The 21,725-nt window shown below is 60.2% G+C and carries 23 protein-coding genes and 2 tRNA genes; 14 read left to right on the top strand and 11 right to left on the bottom strand.

The genetic code is table 11. The features are described from left to right. Window positions 1–19: 19 nt before the first annotated feature. From purQ to purC, 3 genes are read right to left on the bottom strand one after another with little or no spacing between them, the layout of a single operon-like run. Window positions 20–688: a phosphoribosylformylglycinamidine synthase subunit PurQ gene (gene purQ, locus Q0677_RS05245; protein WP_247091175.1), complete on the bottom strand. Its 669-nt coding sequence runs from the start codon at window positions 686–688 to the stop codon at window positions 20–22. Beyond that, window positions 688–918: a phosphoribosylformylglycinamidine synthase subunit PurS gene (gene purS / locus Q0677_RS05250; RefSeq protein WP_133488201.1), complete on the bottom strand. Its 231-nt coding sequence runs from the start codon at window positions 916–918 to the stop codon at window positions 688–690. Before purS ends, purQ begins: the two co-directional genes overlap by 1 nt. Window positions 919–930: 12 nt before the next feature. Then, on the bottom strand, window positions 931–1,695 hold the full coding sequence (purC, locus tag Q0677_RS05255) for a phosphoribosylaminoimidazolesuccinocarboxamide synthase (protein WP_298906718.1): 765 nt from the start codon (window positions 1,693–1,695) through the stop codon (window positions 931–933). Window positions 1,696–1,965: 270 nt separating this feature from the next. Here purC and Q0677_RS05260 point away from each other — a divergent pair, with 270 nt between their 5' ends. From Q0677_RS05260 to bmt, 3 genes are all read left to right on the top strand, one after another. Further along, entirely contained in the window at window positions 1,966–2,277 is a 312-nt protein-coding gene (locus tag Q0677_RS05260; protein ID WP_298906721.1) for a DUF1476 domain-containing protein, read from the top strand. A gap of 189 nt (window positions 2,278–2,466) precedes the next feature. After that, window positions 2,467–4,431, top strand: coding sequence for a phosphatidylglycerol lysyltransferase domain-containing protein (locus Q0677_RS05265; protein ID WP_298906724.1), 1,965 nt, complete (start codon window positions 2,467–2,469; stop codon window positions 4,429–4,431). A 155-nt stretch (window positions 4,432–4,586) separates the two neighbouring features. Continuing rightward, a complete protein-coding gene (gene bmt, locus Q0677_RS05270) occupies window positions 4,587–5,603 on the top strand; it encodes a betaine--homocysteine S-methyltransferase (protein WP_298906727.1) in 1,017 nt (338 codons plus the stop codon). Window positions 5,604–5,797: 194 nt separating this feature from the next. On the opposite strand, the gene Q0677_RS05275 is transcribed toward bmt, so the two are convergent. Beyond that, a complete protein-coding gene (locus Q0677_RS05275) occupies window positions 5,798–6,883 on the bottom strand; it encodes a PA0069 family radical SAM protein (RefSeq protein WP_298906730.1) in 1,086 nt (361 codons plus the stop codon). Window positions 6,884–7,062: 179 nt separating this feature from the next. Here Q0677_RS05275 and Q0677_RS05280 point away from each other — a divergent pair, with 179 nt between their 5' ends. The 3 genes from Q0677_RS05280 to Q0677_RS05290 all read left to right on the top strand — a co-directional run bounded on the left by Q0677_RS05280 (window position 7,063) and on the right by Q0677_RS05290 (window position 8,677). Beyond that, a complete protein-coding gene (locus Q0677_RS05280; protein ID WP_298906732.1) occupies window positions 7,063–7,767 on the top strand; it encodes a B12-binding domain-containing protein in 705 nt (234 codons plus the stop codon). An 86-nt stretch (window positions 7,768–7,853) separates the two neighbouring features. Next, window positions 7,854–8,039, top strand: a complete 186-nt coding sequence (locus Q0677_RS05285) for a hypothetical protein (protein ID WP_298906734.1) — start codon at window positions 7,854–7,856, stop codon at window positions 8,037–8,039. Then, the gene (locus Q0677_RS05290) at window positions 8,006–8,677 is read left to right on the top strand and encodes a DUF1638 domain-containing protein (protein ID WP_298906736.1); all 672 of its coding nucleotides are present in this window, start codon (window positions 8,006–8,008) and stop codon (window positions 8,675–8,677) included. Before Q0677_RS05285 ends, Q0677_RS05290 begins: the two co-directional genes overlap by 34 nt. 71 nt (window positions 8,678–8,748) lie before the next feature. Here the strand turns inward: Q0677_RS05290 and Q0677_RS05295 are convergent, their stop codons facing one another. Then, window positions 8,749–9,159: a SufE family protein gene (locus tag Q0677_RS05295; RefSeq protein WP_298906738.1), complete on the bottom strand. Its 411-nt coding sequence runs from the start codon at window positions 9,157–9,159 to the stop codon at window positions 8,749–8,751. 243 nt (window positions 9,160–9,402) lie between these two features. Between Q0677_RS05295 and Q0677_RS05300 the strand changes: the two genes are divergently transcribed. Then, window positions 9,403–9,882: a hypothetical protein gene (locus tag Q0677_RS05300; RefSeq protein WP_298906740.1), complete on the top strand. Its 480-nt coding sequence runs from the start codon at window positions 9,403–9,405 to the stop codon at window positions 9,880–9,882. A 7-nt stretch (window positions 9,883–9,889) separates the two neighbouring features. On the opposite strand, the gene rnd is transcribed toward Q0677_RS05300, so the two are convergent. From rnd to purM, 3 genes are all read right to left on the bottom strand, one after another. Next, window positions 9,890–11,050: a ribonuclease D gene (gene rnd, locus Q0677_RS05305; protein ID WP_298906742.1), complete on the bottom strand. Its 1,161-nt coding sequence runs from the start codon at window positions 11,048–11,050 to the stop codon at window positions 9,890–9,892. Between the two features lie 106 nt (window positions 11,051–11,156). After that, a complete protein-coding gene (purN, locus tag Q0677_RS05310; protein ID WP_298906744.1) occupies window positions 11,157–11,762 on the bottom strand; it encodes a phosphoribosylglycinamide formyltransferase in 606 nt (201 codons plus the stop codon). Further along, entirely contained in the window at window positions 11,759–12,808 is a 1,050-nt protein-coding gene (purM, locus tag Q0677_RS05315; protein ID WP_298906746.1) for a phosphoribosylformylglycinamidine cyclo-ligase, read from the bottom strand. Before purM ends, purN begins: the two co-directional genes overlap by 4 nt. 135 nt (window positions 12,809–12,943) lie before the next feature. On the opposite strand from purM, the gene Q0677_RS05320 reads away from it, so the two are divergent. Then, a tRNA-Ile gene (locus Q0677_RS05320) sits at window positions 12,944–13,019 on the top strand. Between the two features lie 98 nt (window positions 13,020–13,117). After that, the gene (locus Q0677_RS05325) at window positions 13,118–14,149 is read left to right on the top strand and encodes an NADP-dependent oxidoreductase (RefSeq protein ID WP_298906752.1); all 1,032 of its coding nucleotides are present in this window, start codon (window positions 13,118–13,120) and stop codon (window positions 14,147–14,149) included. Window positions 14,150–14,207: 58 nt separating this feature from the next. Here Q0677_RS05325 and Q0677_RS05330 read toward each other — a convergent pair whose 3' ends face one another. Together Q0677_RS05330 and Q0677_RS05335 are read right to left on the bottom strand one after the other, a co-directional pair. After that, window positions 14,208–14,975: a class II aldolase and adducin N-terminal domain-containing protein gene (locus Q0677_RS05330; protein ID WP_298906753.1), complete on the bottom strand. Its 768-nt coding sequence runs from the start codon at window positions 14,973–14,975 to the stop codon at window positions 14,208–14,210. Between the two features lie 69 nt (window positions 14,976–15,044). Next, window positions 15,045–16,397 (bottom strand): ATP-binding protein, encoded by a 1,353-nt coding sequence (locus Q0677_RS05335; RefSeq protein ID WP_298906755.1) that lies wholly within the window; start codon window positions 16,395–16,397, stop codon window positions 15,045–15,047. A gap of 84 nt (window positions 16,398–16,481) precedes the next feature. Here Q0677_RS05335 and Q0677_RS05340 point away from each other — a divergent pair, with 84 nt between their 5' ends. Beyond that, entirely contained in the window at window positions 16,482–17,408 is a 927-nt protein-coding gene (locus Q0677_RS05340; RefSeq protein WP_298906757.1) for an MBL fold metallo-hydrolase, read from the top strand. A 48-nt stretch (window positions 17,409–17,456) separates the two neighbouring features. Next, window positions 17,457–17,531 (top strand) — tRNA-Asn (locus tag Q0677_RS05345). Between the two features lie 122 nt (window positions 17,532–17,653). Here the strand turns inward: Q0677_RS05345 and Q0677_RS05350 are convergent. Then, window positions 17,654–18,103 carry an Lrp/AsnC family transcriptional regulator gene (locus tag Q0677_RS05350; RefSeq protein ID WP_298906760.1) on the bottom strand — a complete coding sequence of 150 codons (450 nt, stop codon included), beginning with the start codon at window positions 18,101–18,103 and terminating at the stop codon, window positions 17,654–17,656. A 140-nt stretch (window positions 18,104–18,243) separates the two neighbouring features. On the opposite strand from Q0677_RS05350, the gene Q0677_RS05355 reads away from it, so the two are divergent. From Q0677_RS05355 to Q0677_RS05365, 3 genes are read left to right on the top strand one after another with little or no spacing between them, the layout of a single operon-like run. Further along, a complete protein-coding gene (locus Q0677_RS05355; protein ID WP_298907504.1) occupies window positions 18,244–19,359 on the top strand; it encodes an amidohydrolase in 1,116 nt (371 codons plus the stop codon). Window positions 19,360–19,361: 2 nt separating this feature from the next. Further along, window positions 19,362–20,555, top strand: coding sequence for a diaminopropionate ammonia-lyase (locus Q0677_RS05360; protein ID WP_298906763.1), 1,194 nt, complete (start codon window positions 19,362–19,364; stop codon window positions 20,553–20,555). After that, a complete protein-coding gene (locus Q0677_RS05365) occupies window positions 20,548–21,723 on the top strand; it encodes a Xaa-Pro peptidase family protein (protein WP_298906765.1) in 1,176 nt (391 codons plus the stop codon). The genes Q0677_RS05360 and Q0677_RS05365 overlap by 8 nt, the downstream gene beginning before the upstream one ends. The last annotated feature ends 2 nt before the right edge of the window (window positions 21,724–21,725 follow it).

Raw genomic sequence — 21,725 nt, forward strand, 5'->3', positions numbered from 1 at the left:
GCATCACGCCCCATCACAATCAGGCAGCGACGACGCTGTCGACCAACGAGCGGAACATCGCCACCCCGTCAGTGCCACCGTGCAGCGCATCTACGCAGCGTTCCGGGTGCGGCATCATGCCAAGAACGCGACGGTTCTTGGAAATCACGCCTGCAATGTCGCCGGTCGAGCCGTTGGGATTGTCGGTATAGGTAAAGGCAATCCGGCCCTCGTCGCGCAGCTGTGCCAGCTTTTCATCCGTGACGTTATAGTTGCCGTCATGGTGCGCCACCGGAACGGTGATTTCCTGACCTTGCGCGTAGCCCGAGAGGAAGTCACATTCGGTGGTTTCCACTTTCAAACCAACGGGTTTGCAGATGAACTTCAGGTTCGCGTTGCGCATCAAGGCACCGGGCAGAATGCCGGTTTCGGTCAGCACCTGGAAGCCGTTGCAGATGCCGATGGCATAGCCGCCACGTTCGGTGTGCTTGATCAGCGAACGGGTGATCGGCGACTGGGCCGCGATGGCCCCGCAGCGCAGATAGTCCCCGAACGAAAAGCCGCCGGGCACGCCGACGATATCCAGATCGGTCGGAAGCTCGGTTTCCTTGTGCCAGATCATTTGGACCTGTGCACCCGCGCGCTCGAACGCGACCGCCAGATCGCGGTCACAGTTCGAACCCGGAAAGACAATGACACCGGCCTTCATCACAGCACCTGAATGGCGTAGTTTTCGATCACGGTGTTGGCCAGAAGCTTCTCGCACATATCCTTGATCTGCTCTTCCGACGTGCCTTCAGCCACGTCCAGCTCGATCACTTTGCCCTGACGGACTTTTTCAACGCCTTCGAAACCCAGATTGCCAAGCGCGTGGCGCACGGCCTCGCCCTGAGGGTCCAGAACGCCGGTTTTCAGCATCACATCAACACGTACTTTCATCGGTACACTTCCTTAGTTGATCAGGGTCGGTTTGGTGGGGGCGTGGGTCACGTTCGAGGGCAGAACCCCCAGACGACGCGCGACCTCGGTATAAGCATCGTTCAGGTTGCCAAGGTCCTGACGGAACACATCTTTATCCAGCTTCTGGCCGGTTTCGATGTCCCACAGGCGGCAGCTGTCGGGGCTAATTTCGTCGGCCACGATCAGACGCGGGAAATCGCCTTCGTAGACGCGGCCGAACTCGATTTTGAAATCGATCAACTTGATGCCGACGCCGAACATGGTGCCGGACAAGAAGTCATTCACACGAAGCGCCATGGCAACGATGTCGTCCATATCCTGCTGCGAAGCCCAGCCGAAAGCGATGATGTATTCTTCAGGCACCAGCGGATCGCCAAGCGCGTCATCTTTGTACGAGAACTCGACAATCGGGCGCGGCAGGCGGGTGCCTTCCTCAAGACCCAAACGTTTCGACATGGATCCGGCGGCGTAGTTGCGCACGATTACTTCCAGCGGCACGATCTCGGCCGCGCGGACCAGTTGCTCGCGCATGTTCAGGCGCTTGATGAAGTGGTTCGGAACGCCGATCTGCGTCAGGCCGGTCATAAAGAACTCGGACAGGCGGTTGTTCAACACGCCTTTGCCGTCGATCACGTCCTTCTTTTCCGCGTTGAACGCGGTTGCGTCGTCCTTGAAATACTGAACGATGGTTCCGGGCTCGGGGCCTTCATACAGAACCTTTGCCTTGCCTTCATAAAGCTTCTTACGCCGTGCCATGGGTCCCTCGCGTCAGGTAAGACGGGCATACGCATCACGGGCCCCCTGCCCGGTCGCGACTCCGTCGTTGCCCGCCCTATACGGGAAAGGCCCATGTGGGGCAAGAATATCGCCTCATGAAACAACAAATACAGGAAATCAGCCCAGTGAGAGCGCTAGCGGGGTTGCGATGCGCGCCCGTGATTGGCATATCAGACAGGAATGCGGACGCAGGCGCCTGACGCTTGTGCACGGTAAGATCAAGACCCCTCCAGGTGATAAGGGAACACAATGACCACATTTGACGATCGCGAAAACGCGTTTGAAAACAAGTTTGCGCATGACGAAGAAATGAAGTTCAAGGCTGAAGCCCGCGCGAATAAGAAACTTGGCCTGTGGGCAGCGGAAAAGCTGGGCAAGACAGGTGACGACGCCGAAGCCTATGCGCGCGAAGTGATCGTGTCGGACTTTGAAGAAGCTGGCCACGAAGACGTGGTGCGCAAAGTGACCGGCGACCTGAGCAGCGTCACCGCTGACGAAGTTCGCGCCAAACGCGCCGAACTGCTGGTGGAAGCCAAAAACGAGATCATGACCGAGGTTTGATCCTCTTCTTCATGTTAGATTTCTGGAAGGCGCGTCCGCAAGACGCGCCTTTTTCACAAGAGGCTCTTGCTCCGCTACCCAGAGTGGACAGATCGCAAAAGTGCTTAAAACTGGAGACATTAAGACTTCCTTCGTCGCAAAGCTCCATGCTGCATCAAGGCATGTGGGATCAGATGGGGGCCTTGATTTATGAAACACACCAAGGACACATCAGGTAGGACAGCCAATCGCGGGCTGTCAGCGGCGCTATCCCGCAGCGCAGAGAACGGTCTGGACCTGCGCCGAGCCGTGCTGCGCCACCTGTTGCCTGTTGGCCTGACCATCGGCCTTGTCGTTCTGTTGTGGCAGCGGGCGGGCGGATTGGATCTGCCCTATATTTATGCCTCGCTGAAAACGGTATCTCCCCTGCAATGGCTGGGTGCTGCGCTATTTTCCGTGATCTCGTTCTGGGCCTTGGGGAAGTATGATGGCGTTGTCCATCGTCTGATCGGCACTGATGTGTCATCCAAAGCGGCCGAACGGGCGGGGATCACGGCCATCGCATTGTCGCAAACCGTTGGGCTGGGTGTGATCTCGTCGGCCTTCGTGCGCTGGCGCATGCTGCCAGACCTGTCCTTGATGCAAGCGATGCGGATCTCGGCCATCGTGGCTGCGTCGTTCCTGTCCGCTTGGGCCGTTGTGGCGTCGCTCATTGCCCTGACAGTTCCAATGACTTTGCCCTGGGCAGGCTGGATCGCCTGGGTGGTTCTGGCAGGTGCAGCGGTATTCGCAGCTTTGTCCGTTCTGCGCCCCTCGATCATGGCAGCGCTGCACATCCCGCCCCTACGCGCTATGGGAGCCTTTCTGGCACTGGCCCTGATTGACACCGCAGCCGCAGGCGCCGCCCTCTGGATGGTCCTGCCCGAGGGGTGCGAGGTCGCCCTTCTGCCCTTGATCGCGGCCTATCTTCTGGCTTTGGGCGCAGGCCTGATCAGCAGTGCGCCCGGCGGCATGGGCGCGTTCGAAGTGACTTTGCTGGCCCTTCTGCCCGCGCTTGATGCAGAACCCCTTCTGGCCGCCATTTTGGCCTTCCGTGCCGTCTATTATGCCTTGCCCGCGCTGATCGCCGCGGTCGTGACGATCAGCGGTCCCTTGACCAAATCACGGGCCGAGGCCGACACCACTGGCCCCGCCCTCGTTTCCCTGAAATCCGCTCCCAGCCTGCCCGCGCATGTGGCACAGGTCATCGCCGAAGCCCCACGCGCTGAGGCCGGCCTGCTGCGCCAAGGCCGGCTGTCCTTGCTGACATCGGCGCACGGGGCACCTGCCGCGATGGCGGCGTCCTCGGGGCAAAGCCTGCTTGTGTTGTCCGATCCCCTATCGACGGCCACAGAACGACAAGCCCTACTCGCCGATATCAGCAGTTTGGCAAAAAACAGCTTCCTGACACCGTTCCTCTACAAAGCCGGGGGCCGCTGGGCCGCAACGGCACGTCAAGCTGGATGGCAGGTCCTGCCCATCGCCCGCGAAGGCTGGATCAACCCGACGACGTTCTCGCTGAATGGATCGAATAAACGCCAATTGCGCCGGAAACTCCGACAAGCCGAAGTTGCAGGGCTCTCATTAAAAGAGGCAGGCGCGGACCTGCCGCTTGTCGAGATGCAGCAAATTGCCGACGATTGGCGCAAGGCGCGCGGCGGCGAGCGTGGCTTTTCGATGGGCAAATGGCATCCCGACCACCTGCCCCATGCGCGCGTCTATCTGGCATGGCAGAATGATGTCCTTGTTGGCTTCCTGACCCTGCACGAAAATGCCGCCGAACAAGTATTGGACCTGATGCGCATGCGCCCCGATGCCCCCGACGGCACGATGCACGCGCTGTTGAACTTTGCCATCGCGCAGGCGGCTTCAGAGGGTTGCGCACGGTTGTCGCTTGCGGCTGTCCCCTTAGAGGAGCAATCTGGCGAACCTTGGGCGTTCCACTATGCACGCATGAAACTGGACAAGATCAGTGGGGCCGCAGGTCTGCGCCAGTTCAAGACGTCATTCGCGCCCAGTTGGGAGACGCTCTATGCAGCAGCGCCGTCACGTCTGGCGCTGGCCTTCGGGGCCCTTGATGTCTCACGCGAAATCTGCCGAAAGTTTGAGATCGGACGCCTCAAGCGATGGCCCTAGGTCAACTTCAGCCCAGGATCGGCAGACCAAACCTGCACCCACGCATCATGATGGGCATGTGAACGCCATTCAAATGCAACATGAGCGTATTGCATTTGCGCCGGGCGGCGTTACGTGGCAGGTAGCGCCAAGACCAGCGGTGAACGGAGACACCCATGACAGATGCCCTGACGAAACTGATGAACGAACGCGATTGGCTGATGGCGGATGGCGCCACCGGGACGACCCTGTTCAATATGGGCCTGACCTCGGGCGATGCGCCGGAACTGTGGAACGTGGACAAGCCGGACAACATCCGCGCGCTCTATAGTGGCCCGGTCGAGGCCGGGTCGGACATCTTCCTGACCAACACCTTCGGCGGCAATGCCTCGCGTCTGAAACTGCACGACGCACAGGGCCGCGTGCGCGAGCTGAACCGTGTGGGCGCTGAGCTTGGCCGCGAAGTGGCTGATGCCTCGGGCCGGACCGTCATCGTGGCAGGCTCGGTCGGTCCGACCGGCGAAATCATGGAGCCGATGGGCTCGCTAACCTTCGACGGCGCGGTCGAGATGTTCCACGAGCAAGCCGAAGGTCTGAAAGAAGGCGGTGCAGACGTGCTCTGGGTTGAAACCATCTCAGCGCCTGAAGAATACAAAGCCGCTGCGCGTGCTGCCGAGCTGGCCGGCATGCCGTGGTGTGGCACGATGAGCTTTGACACCGCCGGACGCACCATGATGGGCATGACCTCGGCCGATCTGGCGAAGATGGTGGAAACCCTGCCGAACCCGCCGATCGCCTTCGGCGCCAACTGTGGCGTGGGCGCGGCTGACCTTCTGCGCACGGTGCTGGGCTTTGCCGCCCAAGGGTCTGAACGCCCGATCATCGCCAAAGGTAACGCCGGCATTCCGCAATATGTGGACGGCCACATTCACTATGACGGCACGCCCGAGCTGATGGCGGATTACGCCGTTCTGGCGCGCGACTGTGGTGCTAAAATTATTGGCGGCTGCTGTGGTACGACGCCCGAGCACCTGCGCGCCATGCGCGAAGCGCTCGAAACCCGTCCGGCAAGCGGCACTCGCCCGACGCTGGATCAGATCTCGGATGCGATTGGCGGGTTCTCGTCTGCCTCGGATGGCACCGGTGACGATGCCAACCAGCCTGCACGCCGGACCCGCCGCCGTCGCAGCTGATCGTCACCATTCCCAAACAGACCGGGCGCGCGCGCAGCGCGCGCCCCCTGCCCGCCGCAGGCGCGGGTCCGTCTACGGACCCAAAGCGTATCGGAATGAACTTGTGGCACAAGTCCATTTCGAAACGCCCGCAACGTCAGCTGCGTACACGCATATCGACTAATCTTACCGCCTCAACCGTCTGTTGAAACCTTTTAAAACAGGCTTAGCTGATCCCCTTGCTGCAAGGGCGGTTCGAACAGATCACAGCGCATATCCGGCAGATCCCTGACCAACCCCAATCGCTGACAAGCTTTCTGAAACCGTTGCTTTAGAAGATCAGCGACGACACCCCGCCCGACAAAACGCTCGCCAAACTCGGACGTGTAGTCCTTGCCATCACGCATCTCGCGGACGCGGTTCATGACGCGGGCGGCGCGGTCTGGATAGTGCTCGTCCAGCCAATCCTGAAACAAGGGTGCAACCTCACCGGGCAAACGCAGCAAGATATAGCTCGCGGCTACCGCGCCGGCATCGCGCCCCGCCTCGAGAATCGGTTCCAGCTCGTGATCCGTCAGACCCGGCACGATGGGCGAGGCCATGACGCGCACCGGTACCCCGGCTTGAGACAGCGTCTCGATCATCCGTAACCGCCGCACCGGGCTTGGCACGCGGGGCTCCATCTTGCGGGATAGATCGGCTTGCAGCGACGTGACCGAGATCCCGACCTGCGCCAGCCCCTTGGCCGCCATCCGCGACAGGATGTCAAGATCCCGCTCGATCAACGTGCCCTTGGTGATGATCAGAACCGGATGCTGAAACGCTTCCAGCACCTCAAGCACCTGCCGCATGATCCGGTATTGCCCTTCGATCGGCTGATACGGGTCCGTGTTCGTTCCCAGGGCCAGCGGGGCCACCTGATAGCTCTTCCGCCGCAACTCTTTTTCCAGCTGCGTGGCCGCATCGGGACGCGCAATCAGGCGGGTTTCAAAATCCAATCCAGCGGAATAGCCCAGCCACGCATGGGTGGGTCGGGCATAGCAATAAATGCACCCGTGCTCGCAGCCCCGATAGGGATTCAACGAGCGATCAAAGGCCAAATCGGGCGAGCTGTTGCGGGTGATGACAGAGCGCGGTCGCTCGATAGAAACCTCGGTGCGGAACGGTGGCAAAGGTTCTTCCGTCCAGCCATCATCAACGCGTTCGCGCTGAAATTCCTCGAATCGACCCGTGGCATTAGTCGCCGCCCCTCTGCCGCGACGGCAATCTGCATCAATTCTGTCGGAACCCACCTTTTCCATGGGGTCAAAATAGGAACATTTGCAGAACAATCAAATGAAATTCACTATTATGGCGCAGAATATTCATTTGCCTTCAGGTCGGTGAAAGGGCACTCCATGTCGCAAATTGCCCAGACCCAAAGCGCCAAGATGTCGCATTAGGGGATATGAAATAGACCTCCAGCCAGGGAAAGACGCACATGTCTGATCAAGAAGAAGATATCATCCTGAGCGAACTCAATGATGAAGAGTTGGTGCAGCAGATGCATGACGACCTCTATGACGGTCTCGCTGAAGAGATCGAAGAAGGCGTCAACATTCTGCTGGAACGTGGCTGGCAGCCGTACAACGTTCTGACTGATGCACTGGTCGGCGGTATGACCATCGTGGGCATCGACTTCCGTGACGGCATCCTGTTCGTGCCCGAAGTTCTGCTGGCCGCGAACGCAATGAAAACCGGCATGGCCATCCTGAAGCCTCTGCTGGCTGAAACCGGCGCGCCGCGCATGGGCAAAATGGTGATCGGCACCGTGAAGGGCGACATCCACGACATCGGCAAGAACCTTGTATCGATGATGATGGAAGGCGCCGGGTTCGAGGTCGTGGACATCGGCATCAACAACGCGGTCGAAGCCTATCTGGAAGCTCTGGAAAAAGAAGAGCCCGATATCCTTGGCATGTCGGCCCTGCTGACCACGACCATGCCTTACATGAAGGTGGTGATCGACACGCTGGTCGAGAAAGGCATCCGCGACGACTATACCGTTCTGGTTGGCGGCGCGCCACTGAACGAAGAGTTCGGCAAGGCCATCGGTGCAGACAGCTATTGCCGTGACGCAGCTGTCGCTGTGGAAACCGCCAAGGAATACATGGCGAGCAAGCACAACCAGCTGGCCGCACACTGATCCTGATGCGGGATTAGTCCGAGATTTTGGGCCTCGCCATCTGGCGGGGCCTTTTCTTTTTACCCGCCCACCCCCAGATTGACCCTATGAGCAAAACGCGTTTCATCTTTCTGATCTCGATGGTGATCACCGCTGGCGGCTTGACGGTTCTGGTTGCCGGGTGGGCAGCGGCTGCTGGGCAGTTAAATGGTCAGGTTGCAATGGCATTGCTACCACTCGTGATGCTGGCCTCGATCGCATGGCGGGCCTTGAGCGCGGGACGGGACGACTGATGCTGAATGACGACGCGCTTACCCATGACGGGCTTGATGTAACCCAAGGCTCGGGATCGGTTCTGATCTTGGCCTGCGGCGCTCTGGCAAACGAAATCTTGGCGCTGATCCGCTTGAACGGCTGGGATCACATGAGCCTGACATGTCTGCCGGCGATCCTACACAACTCGCCCGAGAAAATCCCGGATGCGGTGCGGGACGCCGTGGGCAAGCATCGCGACGCCTATGACCATGTGTTCCTCGCTTATGCGGATTGCGGTACAGGCGGGCAACTAGACGCATTGTGTGACGAGCTGGACATCCAAATGATCCGCGGCCCGCATTGCTATTCCTTTTTCGAGGGCAACGACGCGTTCTCCGCCCGCGCTGAAGGCGAGATTGACGTGTTCTATCTGACCGATTTCCTAGCGCGCGGCTTCGAAAGCTTCGTCATCAAGCCGCTGGGTTTGGACCGTCATCCCCAACTGCGCGACATGTATTTCGGCCATTACACCAAACTGAGGTATCTGGCCCAGACCGACAATCCCGAGCTGGACAAAATGGCCGAGACCGCAGCCGAGCGGCTTGGGCTGGCGTATGAACGCCGCTTCACCGGGTATGGGGATCTGGCAACCGCACTGAGCGGGCTCACTGCGTGAGCCTGTGGGGGCTCTGCCCCCCTGCGCTACGCGCATTCACCCCGAGGTATTTTTGACAAGAAAATGCGGAGTTAGGCCGCTTCTGATGCGTATTGGCGAATCCGTTCAACCATTGCACGCAGCCCGTTCGAGCGTTGCGCGGACAGGGCTTCGTTCAGGCCAAGGCGGGCCAGTTCAGCAGCGGCGTCGATCTTGGCGACCTCGGACACGGGCTGATCGGTATAGAGCGCGGACAGGACAGCGATCAGGCCCTTCACGATCATCGCGTCGCTATCGCCCGAGAAAGTGAACCTTCCATCAGTGATTTCCGGGTGCAGCCAAACCTGGCTGGCGCAGCCTTCGACCTTGGTGGCGGGCACTTTCAGGGCCGGATCCATATCGGGCAGCGATTTACCCATATCGATGACCGTCGCATAGCGATCTTCCCAGTCATCCAAGAAGGCGAAATCCTCGACAATCTCTTCAAATGCTGGGCTGGCCATGGGGGATCCTTTCGTGCTTTTGCCATCACCTAAAGGGTTTCGACATTATGTTGATTCAACATGATTTCGAAACACAACGTGACATGTTCGGCTTGCGGGCGTTTCCAGTTCTTATTGGGATCCAACAAAAACTAGAAACGCTTTAAGCCTTGCGCGGCCAAAGGTCCAGCCTTGGCGCGGATTGCTGTCTTTTCAAAGGCGCTGACATGGGCTAACCCTTTGGGCATAGATAAAGGAGCCGACATGATTTTCCGCCGATTTGCTGCCCCTGCCCTGTTGACCGCATCTTTGCTGGCACTGACGGCCTGCGGCGGAAGTGCAAGCCTTAATCCCTTCACCTGGTTCAGCTCGAACGGCGTCGAGGAAGTCGCGCTGATCCCCGAAGGCGGCTTTTTGGAAGATCGCGACGGTCGTGAACTGGTCGCTGAAGTGATCGAGCTTGAGGTTCTGCGCACCCAAGGCGGCGCCATCATTCGCGCGAAAGGTTTGCCGCCGCGCCTTGGCTATTGGGATGCCGAGCTGGTGCCCGAAAATTTCGAACGGGCTGAAAACGGCGTTCTGACCTATTCGTTCCGGATCTCTGAGCCGCGCTATCGCACCCAGACCGGTCGCCCACAACAACGCGAAGTCTATGTCGGCCACTTCGTGTCGGACATCAAACTTCAGGGCGTACGAACGATCCGCGTTGTTGGTGCGAACACCAGCCGATCTGCGCGCCGCTAAGCCCTTATCAGACCTCGAAAACCTCGACGCGTTGGCCCTTAGCGGCCAGCGCCAGTTTGCCTTCGCACAGGCGCTGTGCGTCATTTCCGAAGACTTCGGCACGCCAACCTGTCAACGCGGCCACATCGCGTTTTCCAGCGGCCAGAGCGTCCAGATCCGCAGCTGAGGCGATCAGTTTCTGTGCGACTTTCTCTTGCTCGCAGCGCGCTTTCAGCAGCACGCGCAGCAGGTCGGCCAAGGCCGGGTTGACTTGCAGCTTTTCCTTCGAGCGATCCGGGGCTTTCGGCAGTTGATCTTGCGGCATCTCCATCCCTACGGCGATCGCTCGCAGGATTTCTTCTGCGACCTCGCCCTTGCGGGCCTCGCGCAGAAGCAGGCGCGAGCGGCCAAGTTCCTGGATGTTGCGCGGCTTGGTGGACGCCAGTTCCAGCAACGCATCGTCCTTCATCACCCGATTGCGGGGAATGTTGCGCGACTGGGCATAGGCTTCGCGGAAGCGTGCAAGCTCTTTCGCGACGCCCAGGAAACGACCCGAATTCGTGCGTGTTTTCAATCGCTTCCACGCGTCTTCCGGGTGAATGATATAGGTTTCGGGCGACGTCAGGCTGGTCAGTTCTTCTTGCACCCAATGGGCGCGGCCCGATTTATCCAGCTCGTCCGACAGATATTCGTAGATACCGCGCAGGTGGGTCACATCCCCCAGCGCGTATTTCTTCTGGGCGTCGGTCAGCGGGCGGCGCGACCAGTCGGTGAAGCGGCTGGATTTGTCCAGCTGGGCCCGTGCGATCTTGCGCACCAGCGTCTCATAGCCGACCTGATCGCCAAAGCCGCAGACCATCGCAGCGACCTGCGTGTCAAACAGCGGGCGCGGGAAGACGCCAGCCTCGACAAAGAAGATCTCCAAGTCCTGACGGGCGGCATGGAACACTTTGACGACACGTTCGTCTCGGAAGAGTTCATAGAGCGGCTCGAGCGACAGGCCATCCACCAGCGGATCAACCAGCACCGCGTCCTGTTCATCATTGCCCGGCACAGCCAACTGGATCAGGCAGAGTTTCGAGTAGTAGGTGCGTTCGCGCAGGAACTCGGTATCAACGGTCACATAAGGGTGCGAGGTCGCGCGGATGCAAAATTCTTCCAGGGCCTCGGTGGTCGTGATCGTGATCATATAATTCTACCTGCTCTTTACCGTACCAGATACGGGTTTCGCCCGGGTTTAAGGGGAAACGCCTTGAAAGGGAAGCCTCGCGCCATGATGCATGACGACTGCGGCTTTAAGGCAGCAGGATCGGGGTTTTGTCCCCGTCTGCAAACCGGCGCAGCACGGCAGGGTACAGTTTGTGTTCCTGCACCAAAACCCGCGCGGCCAGCGTGTCTGCCGTGTCGCCCGGCGCGACCGGCACGCGGGCCTGTCCAAGGATCGGGCCACCATCCAGTTCGGCGGTGACCTCGTGGACCGAGCAGCCCGCTTCGGCATCCCCCGCATCCAGCGCGCGCTGATGCGTGTGAAGGCCCTTGTACTTCGGCAGAAGCGATGGGTGGATGTTCAGGCAGCGTCCGGCCCAATGGCCGGTGAAGCCTTCAGTCAGGATGCGCATGAAACCGGCCAGACAGATGATGTCGGGATTTGCCTCGTCGAGAACAGCGTTCAAAGCCGCTTCAAAGCCCTCACGGTCACCTTTGAAGTCACGGTGATCGACGACAGCGGTGGGGATGCCCATCGCCTTTGCCTTGGACAGACCACCCGCATCGGGAACGTTCGACAGCACAAGGCAGGGACGCCCCGGGTGATCCCCGGTCATCGACTCAGCCAGAGTCACCATGTTCGAGCCGCCGCCTGAAATCAGGATGGCGACCCGTTTCTTGGCGGTGTCGCTCACAGAAGCGATCCCAGATAGCTGACGCCTTCGCCCTTCTGAATGCGGCCCAGCTGGGTCACGGTCTCGCCTGCGTTGGTCAGCAGATCGGTCAGCGGTTGTGCGGCCTGCGCGTCAACCACCAGCACCATGCCTTGACCCGAATTGAAGGTCTTCAGCATTTCAGCCTGATCCATGCCACCGGTTGCAGCCAGCCATTTGAAGACGGGCGGCAGATCCCATTCGTCGAGATCGACCAGAGCGCCCAAACCTTCGGGCAGAACGCGCGGCAGGTTTTCAGTCAAGCCGCCGCCGGTGATATGGGCCAGCGCATGCACGCCCCCTGCCCGCACGGCTTCCAGTGCCTGACGCACGTACAGACGTGTCGGGGCCAGCAGAGCCTCGCCCAGCGTGATGTCAGCATCCCACGGGCAGTCTGCGTCCCAGCCCAGGCCCGAGACCTCGACCAGTTTGCGCACCAGAGAATAACCGTTCGAATGCACGCCGTCCGAAGCCAACCCCAGCAGCACGTCGCCTTCTTTGACACCTTTGGGCAAGTCGGTGCCGCGCTCCATCGCGCCGACCGAGAAACCGGCGAGGTCAAAATCGCCATCTTCATACATGCCCGGCATTTCTGCGGTTTCGCCACCGATCAGCGCGCAGGCCGACAGTTCACAGCCCTTGGCAATGCCTTCGATGATCCGTGCGGCTTTGTCGGTCTCAAGACGGCCCGTCGCGAAGTAGTCGAGGAAGAACAGAGGTTCTGCGCCCTGACACACAAGGTCGTTCACGCACATGGCCACCAGATCAATGCCGATCGTGTCCACATTGCCGGTGTCGATCGCGATGCGAAGCTTGGTGCCTACGCCATCGGTGGCCGAGACCAGAACCGGATCCTTGAAACCCGCGCCCTTCAGATCAAACAGCGCGCCGAAGCCGCCAAGACCGGCCATCACGCCCGGACGATTGGTGCGTTTTGCGGCTGGTTTGATGCGCTCAACCAGCGCGTTGCCCGCGTCGATATCCACGCCTGCGTCTGCGTATGTGATGCCCTTGGATGCGTCGCTCATGTCTGTCCCCCATGGTGGCTGTGGTCGCGCGGCAAAATTTCTGCGCCTGCGATAGCGTAAGGGGCAGAAAGAGTCTACGGCTTGCTTGACCCTGCGGCCCAGTTTGCTAGCAATAGCGCCACCAAGAGTAGCAGTGGGCCTGTAGCTCAACGGTTAGAGCAGAGCGCTCATAACGCTTTGGTTGGGGGTTCAAATCCCTCCGGGCCTACCATCTTTCCCCTACTGGAACTGCACAGAAAAAGCGGATTATCCGCTCGCAAGGGCGTGCGTTCACAGCTAGCATCCCTGTCACATAGACAGGAGCAACCCGTGCCACAAACCTCGACCGAAAACCGCCGCATCGTCCTTGCAGAACGCCCCGTGGGGCTTCCCGACGAAAACACTCTGCGCCTTGAAAGCGTCGACATTCCAACCCCGAAAGACGGCGAAATGCTGCTGCGGACCGAGTTCCTGTCGATCGACCCCTATATGCGTGGACGCATGAATGATGCGAAATCCTATGCCGAGCCGGTGAAAATCGGTGGGGTGATGACCGGTCAGGTGGTGGCAGAGGTCATGGCCTCGAATCTTGACGGATTCGCCGTGGGGGACCGCGTGCTGGCTGGCAGTGGCTGGCAGGATTACGCAATCTCGGACGGAACCGAGGTCGTCAATTTAGGCGCAACCCCCAGCAATCCGTCGTGGGCATTGGGCATTCTGGGCATGCCGGGATACACCGCCTATGCCGGGCTTCTGAAGATCGGGGAGCCCAAGCCCGGCGAAACCGTCGTGGTCGCGGCAGCCTCGGGCCCGGTTGGGGCCACCGTAGGTCAGATCGCCAAGATCAAAGGGTGCCGAACCGTCGGCATCGCCGGAGGCGCCGAGAAATGCGCGCACGTTGTCGAGAACCTTGGGTTTGATGTCTGCATTGACCACAAAGCCGACGATTTTGCCGAACAGCTTAAGGCCGCCTGCCCCGATGGCATTGATGTCTATTTCGACAATGTGGGCGGAAAAGTCCTTTATGGCGTCCTGCCCTTGCTCAACCCGTTCGCACGTATGCCGGTTTGCGGCGTGGTGGCGTGGTACAACCTGTCAAGTCTGCCGGACGGGCCGGATTTCGGCCCCATGATCATGAGCACGATCCTGCGGATGAAGGTCAAAGTGCAGGGTTTCATCATTTTCGACAGCTTCCCGATCAGCACGTATCAGGAGTTCGTGAAGGACATGACCGGCTGGCTGGCGGAAGGAAAAGTCCAATATAAAGAACAGGTTGTCGACGGCATCGAGAACGCGCCCCAAGCGCTGAACGATGTCTTGCTTGGCAACAGCTTCGGCAAAGTGGTCGTAAAGGTTGCCTGAGAAGGTCCTTCGTGATGCCGCATCCTGCGCATCACGAAGGCCATTTTCCCTACGGTGCCTATGTGGCGTAGTTGCTGCCTTCTTCGTCCAGAATGGCTTTCAGCTCCGCCATATGCCGATCCCCCTGCTCTGGGTACTCTTCCAGCTCTTTCGCGGTCTTCTCGGCGATCTCGTCTGACAGCACGCGCAAGGGCTGGCCGGTTTGCAGGGCGCGGATATAGGTCTCTGCCGCGCGTTCGAAATAGTAAAGCCGGTTGAACGTATCGGCGACGCTGTCCCCGATCACCAGAACGCCGTGATTGCCCATGATCATGACCTTCACCTTGGGGTCGGTCAGAAGCCCCGCACAGCGTTCGCCCTCGTCCTCGAAGGCCAGCCCGCCATAGCCGTCGTCGATCACATATCGGTTGTAGAACGTCGCGCAGTTCTGGTCGATGGGCGGCAGATTGCTGTCCGCCAAGGACGCTAGAACCGTCGCGTGGATCGAGTGCACATGCATCACGCAACGCGCGTGGGGACAGTTGCGATGGACCCCCCCGTGCAGCCCCCAGGCGGTCGGGTCTGGCGCGTCCGGGCGGTCCATCGTGCTGGGATCGTCTGCGTCGATCTCCAACAGATCCGAGGCCCGGATTCGCGCGAAATGCATCTGGTTGGGGTTCATCAGGAACCTCGTGCCGCTGTCATTCACCGCAAGGCTGAAATGGTTCGCGACGCCCTCGTGCATGTTCAGCCGCGCGGTCCAGCGAAAAGCCGCGGCCAAATCAACACGTTCATTCCAGTAAGAAATATTAGGGGCAATATCGGGCATAGAGGCAGTGACGGTCATGGGCGTTCCTTTCGATTTGGACCAGAAGACAGGTCAAATCGCGCCGTGTCGAGCTTGTTTGCGACCACCTTACAGCGGCAGCACCAGTTCGACCTTCAAACCACCCAGATCCGCGCTGTCCCCCAGCCGCAAATGCCCCCCGTGGCCGCGTGCAATATCGCTGGCGATGGACAGCCCCAGGCCGACACCGGAGCCCTTGTTCTGATTGCGGGATTTGTCCAGACGCGCGAAGGGTTTCAACGCCTCTTCGCGGTCTCCAACGGCAATGCCCGGCCCGTCGTCTTCGATCACGAACCGCAAATCGCCCCGCCCTTGCAGCAAAGACAGGCGCGCGCGCGAGCCATAGCGTGTCGCATTGCCCAGCAAATTGTCCAACGCCCGCTCCAATGACGCGCGCCTTAAGGGACGTTCGCCAGGGTCGGAAACCTCGCCCAGAGAGACATTCATCCCCGCCCGCTGCGCGTTCTCGGCCAAGTGATGCACGAATTCGATTAGATTAACTTGCTCGGGCGCGTCTTCCAGAGCATCCGCTTGTGCGAATCCCAAAAACCCGTCGACCAGACGCTCCATATCATCCACGTCGCGCTGAAGATCCTCGCGCGCTTCATCCTCGAGCATCGACAGCCCCAGCCGCAACCGCGTCAAAGGCGTCCGTAAATCGTGGCTGACGCCCGACAGCATCAAGGTGCGTTGCTCGATCTGGCGATCAATGCGCGAGCGCATGTCCAGAAAGGCCTTGCCGGCCGCCCGCACCTCGGTCGCACCCGCCAATCGATACGGCAACACCTGCCCTTTCCCGAACGCCTCGGCCGCGCGGGCCAAACGGCGGATCGGCCGCAGTTGATTGCGTAAAAACAGGTAGGCAATCAGGGTCATCAGGGACCCCGTGACCACCATCAGGACCAACAATTGATGGGGGTTCGTGGCCGAGACGCGGTCACGATCCAGCACAACGCGCAGGACGCCATGATCTGTAGCAATGGCCATGGTCACTAACGACCGATTGGTTTCCAGATCAACCCCGATCAGATCAGAAAGCCCCTGCTCTAACGTGCTGACGACTCGCGTCCCTGTGAAATCAGAAAGCTGCCGTTGCGTGGTGACGGGATCGCTGGGCAGTGCGACTCGTGTATCCAGAGGCGTGGCAATGCGCCGCGCCGCCTCAAGCGCTTGATCCACCGTCTTTGACGCATTGACCTGACTGACAATCAACGACACCTCGGCGACCACCGCATCCGTCATCTGAACCGTAATCCGGTTGAAATGCCGCTGAATGAACACGACCGATACCACCAATTGCAGCGCCACGATCGGTACGATCAGAATCAAAGCCGCCCGCCCGTACAGCCCGCGCGGCATGAACTGCTTCAGCCAAGCGAAGTCACGCCAATTGGCGCCATGAGGGCGGTTCGTCTGCGACATGGCCCGACCCTATGACGCGGCGACGCGCTTGCCAAGCGCAGGGTGCGGCGTCAGGAAGGTGGAAACACAGTGAAAGGACAGCTGATGGTATCCGAGACGAAAGATCGCCCCGCCGCAGGTATCATGCAGCAGATGGAACCCGGCATCCGCCGGATCATTGCCCCCAACCCGTCACCTATGACCTATTGGGGAACAAACACCTTTGTTCTGGGCGAAGGCAACGTTGCGGTGATCGATCCCGGACCCGCCGACCCTACACATTTGCAGGCCATTCTTAACGGGTTGCAACCCGGTGAACGGATCACCCAAATCCTTGTGACCCACGCGCATCTGGATCACTCGCCGCTGGCCCGTCCATTGTCTGACGCGACGGGCGCGCCGATTCTGGCCTTTGGCGATGCCATGGCTGGCCGTAGCGCGGTCATGCATGATCTGGTGGCACGCGGCCTGACGTCCGGCGGCGAAGGTGTGGATGCCAGCTTCACCTGTGACATCACCCTGTCTGATGGCGAGATTTTCACGGCCGGCGGACTGGAGATCGAAACGATCTGGACCCCTGGCCATTTCGCCAACCACATCAGCTTTGCGACCCAAGGCATTGTTTTTACGGGGGATCACATCATGGCATGGGCCAGCTCTCTGGTCTCACCCCCCGATGGTGACCTGACCGCCTTCATGGCGTCCTGTCGCAAGCTCGAAGCGCGTCAGGACCGCGTCTACTACCCGGCCCATGGCGACAGAATCGACGCTCCCGCCGAGCGTCTAAGCTGGCTAATCAACCACCGCCTGACCCGCGAGTCAGAGATCATGACCACCCTATCCCGTCTGGAAGACGCAACCGTCCCCGCGCTGACCCGCGAAATCTATACCGAAACCCCCGACGCTCTGATCCCCGCTGCCGAGCGGAATGTCTTTGCCCACTTGATCGATCTGGCCACCCGGGAAATCGTCGCCGCCACGCCCCAATTAGAGGCCAACGCAGTTTTTCGAATGAGGGGTGAAAAAAATTAATTTCGCCTCTTGCGGCCCTGAATCGCGCTGGCTATAAGCCCCCCATGTTCCGGCGTAGCTCAGCGGTAGAGCAGTTGACTGTTAATCAATTGGTCGTAGGTTCGATCCCTACCGCCGGAGCCATAAAAAGCCCTTAAGGTCAAAACCTTAAGGGCTTTTTTGGCTTCAAGGGATGTAAAAAATACGAGCTTGGGCCGGAAAGCTAACCGGACCCCGATTTCGCCATAATTATGTGACCGGATCCTTTAAAGCACATCCAATGAGCTCTTCACCCGGTCCATTACGATCGACGTTTTGAATCGGCTGATGTTGGACGTGTCAAAGAAGTGCTCTTGCGTGAAAACCTCGTATTCCTTGATATCGCGCACGGACAGGATCAACAGGAAATCCGCCTCGCCAGTGGTGTAATAGCACTGCTGCACCGACGGTGCGCTGCGCATCCTTTTCTTGAATTCCTCAAGTTGCTGGCGATTCTCGCGCTCGAGTATGACCTCGACGATCACGGTCAGATCTCGGTCCAGTTTCTTTGGCGACAACACGGCGATCTCGCGCTCGATCACACCGGTTTCTCTTAGCTTTTTCAATCGCTTCTGAACGGCAGCCGGGGACAGGCCGACACGCTCACCAAGGGTTTCGGCAGTCAGGCGCGCGTTCTCTTGCACCAGCCGGAGAATATGTAGGTCTTTGTCATCCATGTTCCGAAAATCATCGCAATCTGCACAATTAGCAATCTATTTCGGAACGCATTTGCAAAACTTAGACGTTCACAGTCCCACCTGACGCACTAGGATACTCGTAAGAAGATCAGGAGGGTGGCGTGAATCACTTGACCGAGATGCGGCGACAATTTCACCGCCAGCCGGAATTGGGCTTTCAGGAAGAGCGCACCAAAGCGCGGGTGGCAGAGCATCTGCGCAGCCTCGGGGTTGAGGTGCATGAAGGCGTGGGTGTCGTGGGTGTCTTGCGCAAGGGCACGGGCAACCGCGCGATCGGGCTACGCGCCGACATGGATGCGCTTCCGATTTTGGAAAACACCACCCATGACTACCCATCCGAGACGCCCGGCGTGATGCATGCCTGTGGCCATGACGGGCACATGACCATGCTGCTGGGTGCGGCTGAACAGCTGGCGAAGGATGCGGTGTTCGACGGCACCATTGTCTTCCTGTTCCAGCCGAACGAAGAACACGGGCTGGGCGCACAGGCGATGATTGACGAGGGTGTGCTGACTAGATTCCCAGTGGACGAGGTCTATGCCATCCACAATCTGCCCGGCGCTCCTGTGGGTCAGGTCTCGACCCGTCCCGGGCTGATCTGCAGCAGTGAAAGCCTGTTCGAGATCACGGTGCAGGGTCAGGGTGGTCATGCCTCGATGCCGCAGGTCGGCGTGGATGCGATTACCGTCGGGGCCGAACTGGTCACGGCCCTGCAAACCATCGTGGCCCGCAAGCTGGCGCCGGGAGCGGGCGTGGTGGTCTCGGTGACGGAGTTCGTGACGGATGGGCAGCGCAACGTCTTGCCGGGTCAGGCGGTTCTGAAAGGCGACGTCCGCGCCCGCGCGCCCGAGGATCGTTTGGCCGTGGAACGTTTCATGCGCCAGATCACTGATGGTGTGGCGGCAGCGCATGGGGTGACGGCGACGGTGCAGTTTAAGACCGAGTTCATTGAAACCATTAATGCCGACGGCCCGACAGAAGCCGTCTGCCGCGCGGCCAAGGCGACTGGGTGCGACGTGATACCTGACCGTCAACCGATGAGCTTCTCAGAAGATTTCGCCCATTTCGCAGCGGCCATCCCGGGCTGTTTCCTGCTTCTGGGCAACGGCACCGACGGCGCGCATGGCCAGCCCCTGCACGCCTCGGACTATGACTTCAACGACGCGCTTTTGCCCATCGGGGCCGCGTTCTGGACCCAGCTTGTGCAGGACCGCCTGCCTCCTCGAAAGGACTGAACATGAAAGATATTTTCAGCACGGCGACCCTGCACCACACAGCAGGCTCCCCCGCCCCGTCGAAAGCCGCGTTTAGCGTTCTGTCCGAACAGGACTTCGCAAACGCCTGTAACGAGATCATGGCGTGGGACGGCTACGCACCGACCCCGCTTGTGTCTCTGTCCGGGTTGGCCGCTGAGCTGGGCGTTGCGCGGATCGACTATAAACACGAAGGTCCGCGGTTCGGGCTGGGCAGCTTTAAGGCGCTTGGCGGATCCTACGCCGCCCTGCGCGTGCTTCAACGCGAGCTGAGCGCGCAATTGGGCCGTGATGTGAGCCTAGAAGACATCCGCAATGGCAAACACCGCGATGCCTGCGCCAAGATCACGCTGGTCTCTGCCACCGATGGCAACCATGGCCGGTCCTTGGCGTGGGGATGTCAGCGGTTCGGCGCGCCCTGCCGCATCTACATCCACGCCGAGGTCAGCGAAGGCCGTGCGGAGGCGATGCGCGACTTGGGTGCGGACGTGATCCGCATCGACCGCGACTATGACGACTCTGTCGTTCTGGCAAAAACCGAAGCCGAGGAGAACGGATGGTTCGTCGTGTCCGACACCTCGTGGGAGGGATATACCGAGCCGCCCCGCGACGTAATGGCCGGCTATGGCGTGATGACACGCGAGGTTTGTGAAACGCTTGAAGAGGCGCCCACCCATGTGTTCCTACAGGGCGGCGTGGGCGGGCTTGCGGCCTCGGTCGCGGCGGGCTTGCGGCAGTTCTATAAGGATGACGCCCCCCGCGTCGTGATCGTGGAACCAGACCTCGCGGCCTGCCTGTTTGACAGCGCGAAGGCGGGCAAGGCGACCAACTTCGCGATCGAAGAAGAAACCATCATGGCGGGGCTGTCCTGCGGCGAACCTTCTGAAATGGCGTGGGAAATCCTGTCGGAAGAGGCCTCGGACTTCCTGACCATTCCCGACAGCATCGTGGCCCCCACCGTGCGCCTTCTGGCCAACGCAGAAACCGGAGACGACGTGGTCGAGGCTGGTGAAAGCGCCGTAGCCGGATTGGCTGCCGTGATCGCGGCCCGTCAGGATCCGGCGCTGTCCGACGCATTGGGGTTGGATGCTAATTCGCGTGTGTTGCTGATCGGATCCGAAGGCGTGACCGACCCCGCGATTTACGAAGCTATCATGGCCGGAGCCGACCATGTCTAAGGCACAACTTGCCCCTGCGCGGGGCTTTCCCGAGGCCGAGTTCGCCACCCGCACTGCAAAAGCGCAGGCCTTGATGGCACAGCAGGGTCTGGACGGAATGCTGTTGCTGACTGAACCTGAAGTTCGCTATTTCAGCGGGTTCCACACACTGTTCTGGCAAAGCCCGACCCGGCCGTGGTTCCTGTTCATCCCGGCCCAAGGAAAGCCCATCGCGATCATCCCGGAAATTGGCGCGGAGCTGATGCGCCAGACTTGGATCGACGACATCCGCACCTGGAGCGCCCCTGCTCCGGCAGATGATGGGATCAGCCTTCTGACCGAGCTACTGTCTCCGTTGGCCGCGACCGGGGCCCATCTGGGCGTGATGAAAGGCCATGAGACCAGCCTGCGTATGCCCTTGGGCGACTATGAACGTCTGATGGCCGCCCTTCCCGGCCTTCAGATCGCGGACGCAACCGGCCTGATCCGTACCCTGCGCATGGTCAAATCCGAGGCCGAGATCGAGAAGCTGTCCCATATCTGCGCCATCGGCTCACGCACTTTCGACGCGGTCCCGCAGATCGCGCGGGAAGGTATGGCGTTCGAAGACCTGTTTCGCCAGTTCCGCCGCGAGGCGCTGTCTCAAGGGGCAGACGACGTGCCCTACTTGGTCGGCGGTGCCGATCAAGGGGGCTATCATGACGTGATCTCACCGCCCTCGCCCCGGCCTCTTCAGCGCGGCGACATCTTCATGCTGGACACTGGTGCCACGTGGGATGGGTACTACTGTGACTTCGACCGGAACTGGGCCGTGGGTCAGGCCGACGATGCCTCGCGCCGTGCCTATGATGTGCTGTGGCGCGCGACCGAAGCCGGGATCGCCACTGCCCGCCCCGGCACCACCTGCCGCGAGCTGTTCAACGCCATGCAGTCCGTGATCGCCGAACTGGACGATCAGGGCGGAGATGTCGGGCGGCTGGGACACGGGCTGGGCATGCAACTGACCGAATGGCCATCGCATGCCGCGTTTGACGACACGGTGATCGAGGAAAACATGGTGCTGACGCTGGAGCCCTCGCTTTCCTACGGCGATGGGCGCATCATGGTGCACGAGGAAAACATCGTCGTGCGGGCAGATGGGGCGCAGCTTTTGACCATCCGCGCCGCTCCCGAATTGCCGGTGATCTGAGG

The sequence above is a fragment of the uncultured Aliiroseovarius sp. genome (genome assembly GCF_947492455.1).
Lineage (GTDB): Bacteria > Pseudomonadota > Alphaproteobacteria > Rhodobacterales > Rhodobacteraceae > Aliiroseovarius.

Bases quoted from the DNA above. Each gene is read 5' to 3' on its own strand.
- purQ (WP_247091175.1), bottom strand. From the start codon at position 688: ATGAAGGCCGGTGTCATTGTCTTTCCGGGTTCGAACTGTGACCGCGAT.
- purS (WP_133488201.1), bottom strand. From the start codon at position 918: ATGAAAGTACGTGTTGATGTGATGCTGAAAACCGGCGTTCTGGACCCT.
- purC (WP_298906718.1), bottom strand. From the start codon at position 1,695: ATGGCACGGCGTAAGAAGCTTTATGAAGGCAAGGCAAAGGTTCTGTAT.
- Q0677_RS05260 (WP_298906721.1), top strand. From the start codon at position 1,966: ATGACCACATTTGACGATCGCGAAAACGCGTTTGAAAACAAGTTTGCG.
- Q0677_RS05265 (WP_298906724.1), top strand. From the start codon at position 2,467: ATGAAACACACCAAGGACACATCAGGTAGGACAGCCAATCGCGGGCTG.
- bmt (WP_298906727.1), top strand. From the start codon at position 4,587: ATGACAGATGCCCTGACGAAACTGATGAACGAACGCGATTGGCTGATG.
- Q0677_RS05275 (WP_298906730.1), bottom strand. From the start codon at position 6,883: ATGGAAAAGGTGGGTTCCGACAGAATTGATGCAGATTGCCGTCGCGGC.
- Q0677_RS05280 (WP_298906732.1), top strand. From the start codon at position 7,063: ATGTCTGATCAAGAAGAAGATATCATCCTGAGCGAACTCAATGATGAA.
- Q0677_RS05285 (WP_298906734.1), top strand. From the start codon at position 7,854: ATGAGCAAAACGCGTTTCATCTTTCTGATCTCGATGGTGATCACCGCT.
- Q0677_RS05290 (WP_298906736.1), top strand. From the start codon at position 8,006: ATGGCGGGCCTTGAGCGCGGGACGGGACGACTGATGCTGAATGACGAC.
- Q0677_RS05295 (WP_298906738.1), bottom strand. From the start codon at position 9,159: ATGGCCAGCCCAGCATTTGAAGAGATTGTCGAGGATTTCGCCTTCTTG.
- Q0677_RS05300 (WP_298906740.1), top strand. From the start codon at position 9,403: ATGATTTTCCGCCGATTTGCTGCCCCTGCCCTGTTGACCGCATCTTTG.
- rnd (WP_298906742.1), bottom strand. From the start codon at position 11,050: ATGATCACGATCACGACCACCGAGGCCCTGGAAGAATTTTGCATCCGC.
- purM (WP_298906746.1), bottom strand. From the start codon at position 12,808: ATGAGCGACGCATCCAAGGGCATCACATACGCAGACGCAGGCGTGGAT.
- Q0677_RS05330 (WP_298906753.1), bottom strand. From the start codon at position 14,975: ATGACCGTCACTGCCTCTATGCCCGATATTGCCCCTAATATTTCTTAC.
- Q0677_RS05335 (WP_298906755.1), bottom strand. From the start codon at position 16,397: ATGTCGCAGACGAACCGCCCTCATGGCGCCAATTGGCGTGACTTCGCT.
- Q0677_RS05340 (WP_298906757.1), top strand. From the start codon at position 16,482: ATGGTATCCGAGACGAAAGATCGCCCCGCCGCAGGTATCATGCAGCAG.
- Q0677_RS05350 (WP_298906760.1), bottom strand. From the start codon at position 18,103: ATGGATGACAAAGACCTACATATTCTCCGGCTGGTGCAAGAGAACGCG.
- Q0677_RS05355 (WP_298907504.1), top strand. From the start codon at position 18,244: ATGCGGCGACAATTTCACCGCCAGCCGGAATTGGGCTTTCAGGAAGAG.
- Q0677_RS05360 (WP_298906763.1), top strand. From the start codon at position 19,362: ATGAAAGATATTTTCAGCACGGCGACCCTGCACCACACAGCAGGCTCC.
- Q0677_RS05365 (WP_298906765.1), top strand. From the start codon at position 20,548: ATGTCTAAGGCACAACTTGCCCCTGCGCGGGGCTTTCCCGAGGCCGAG.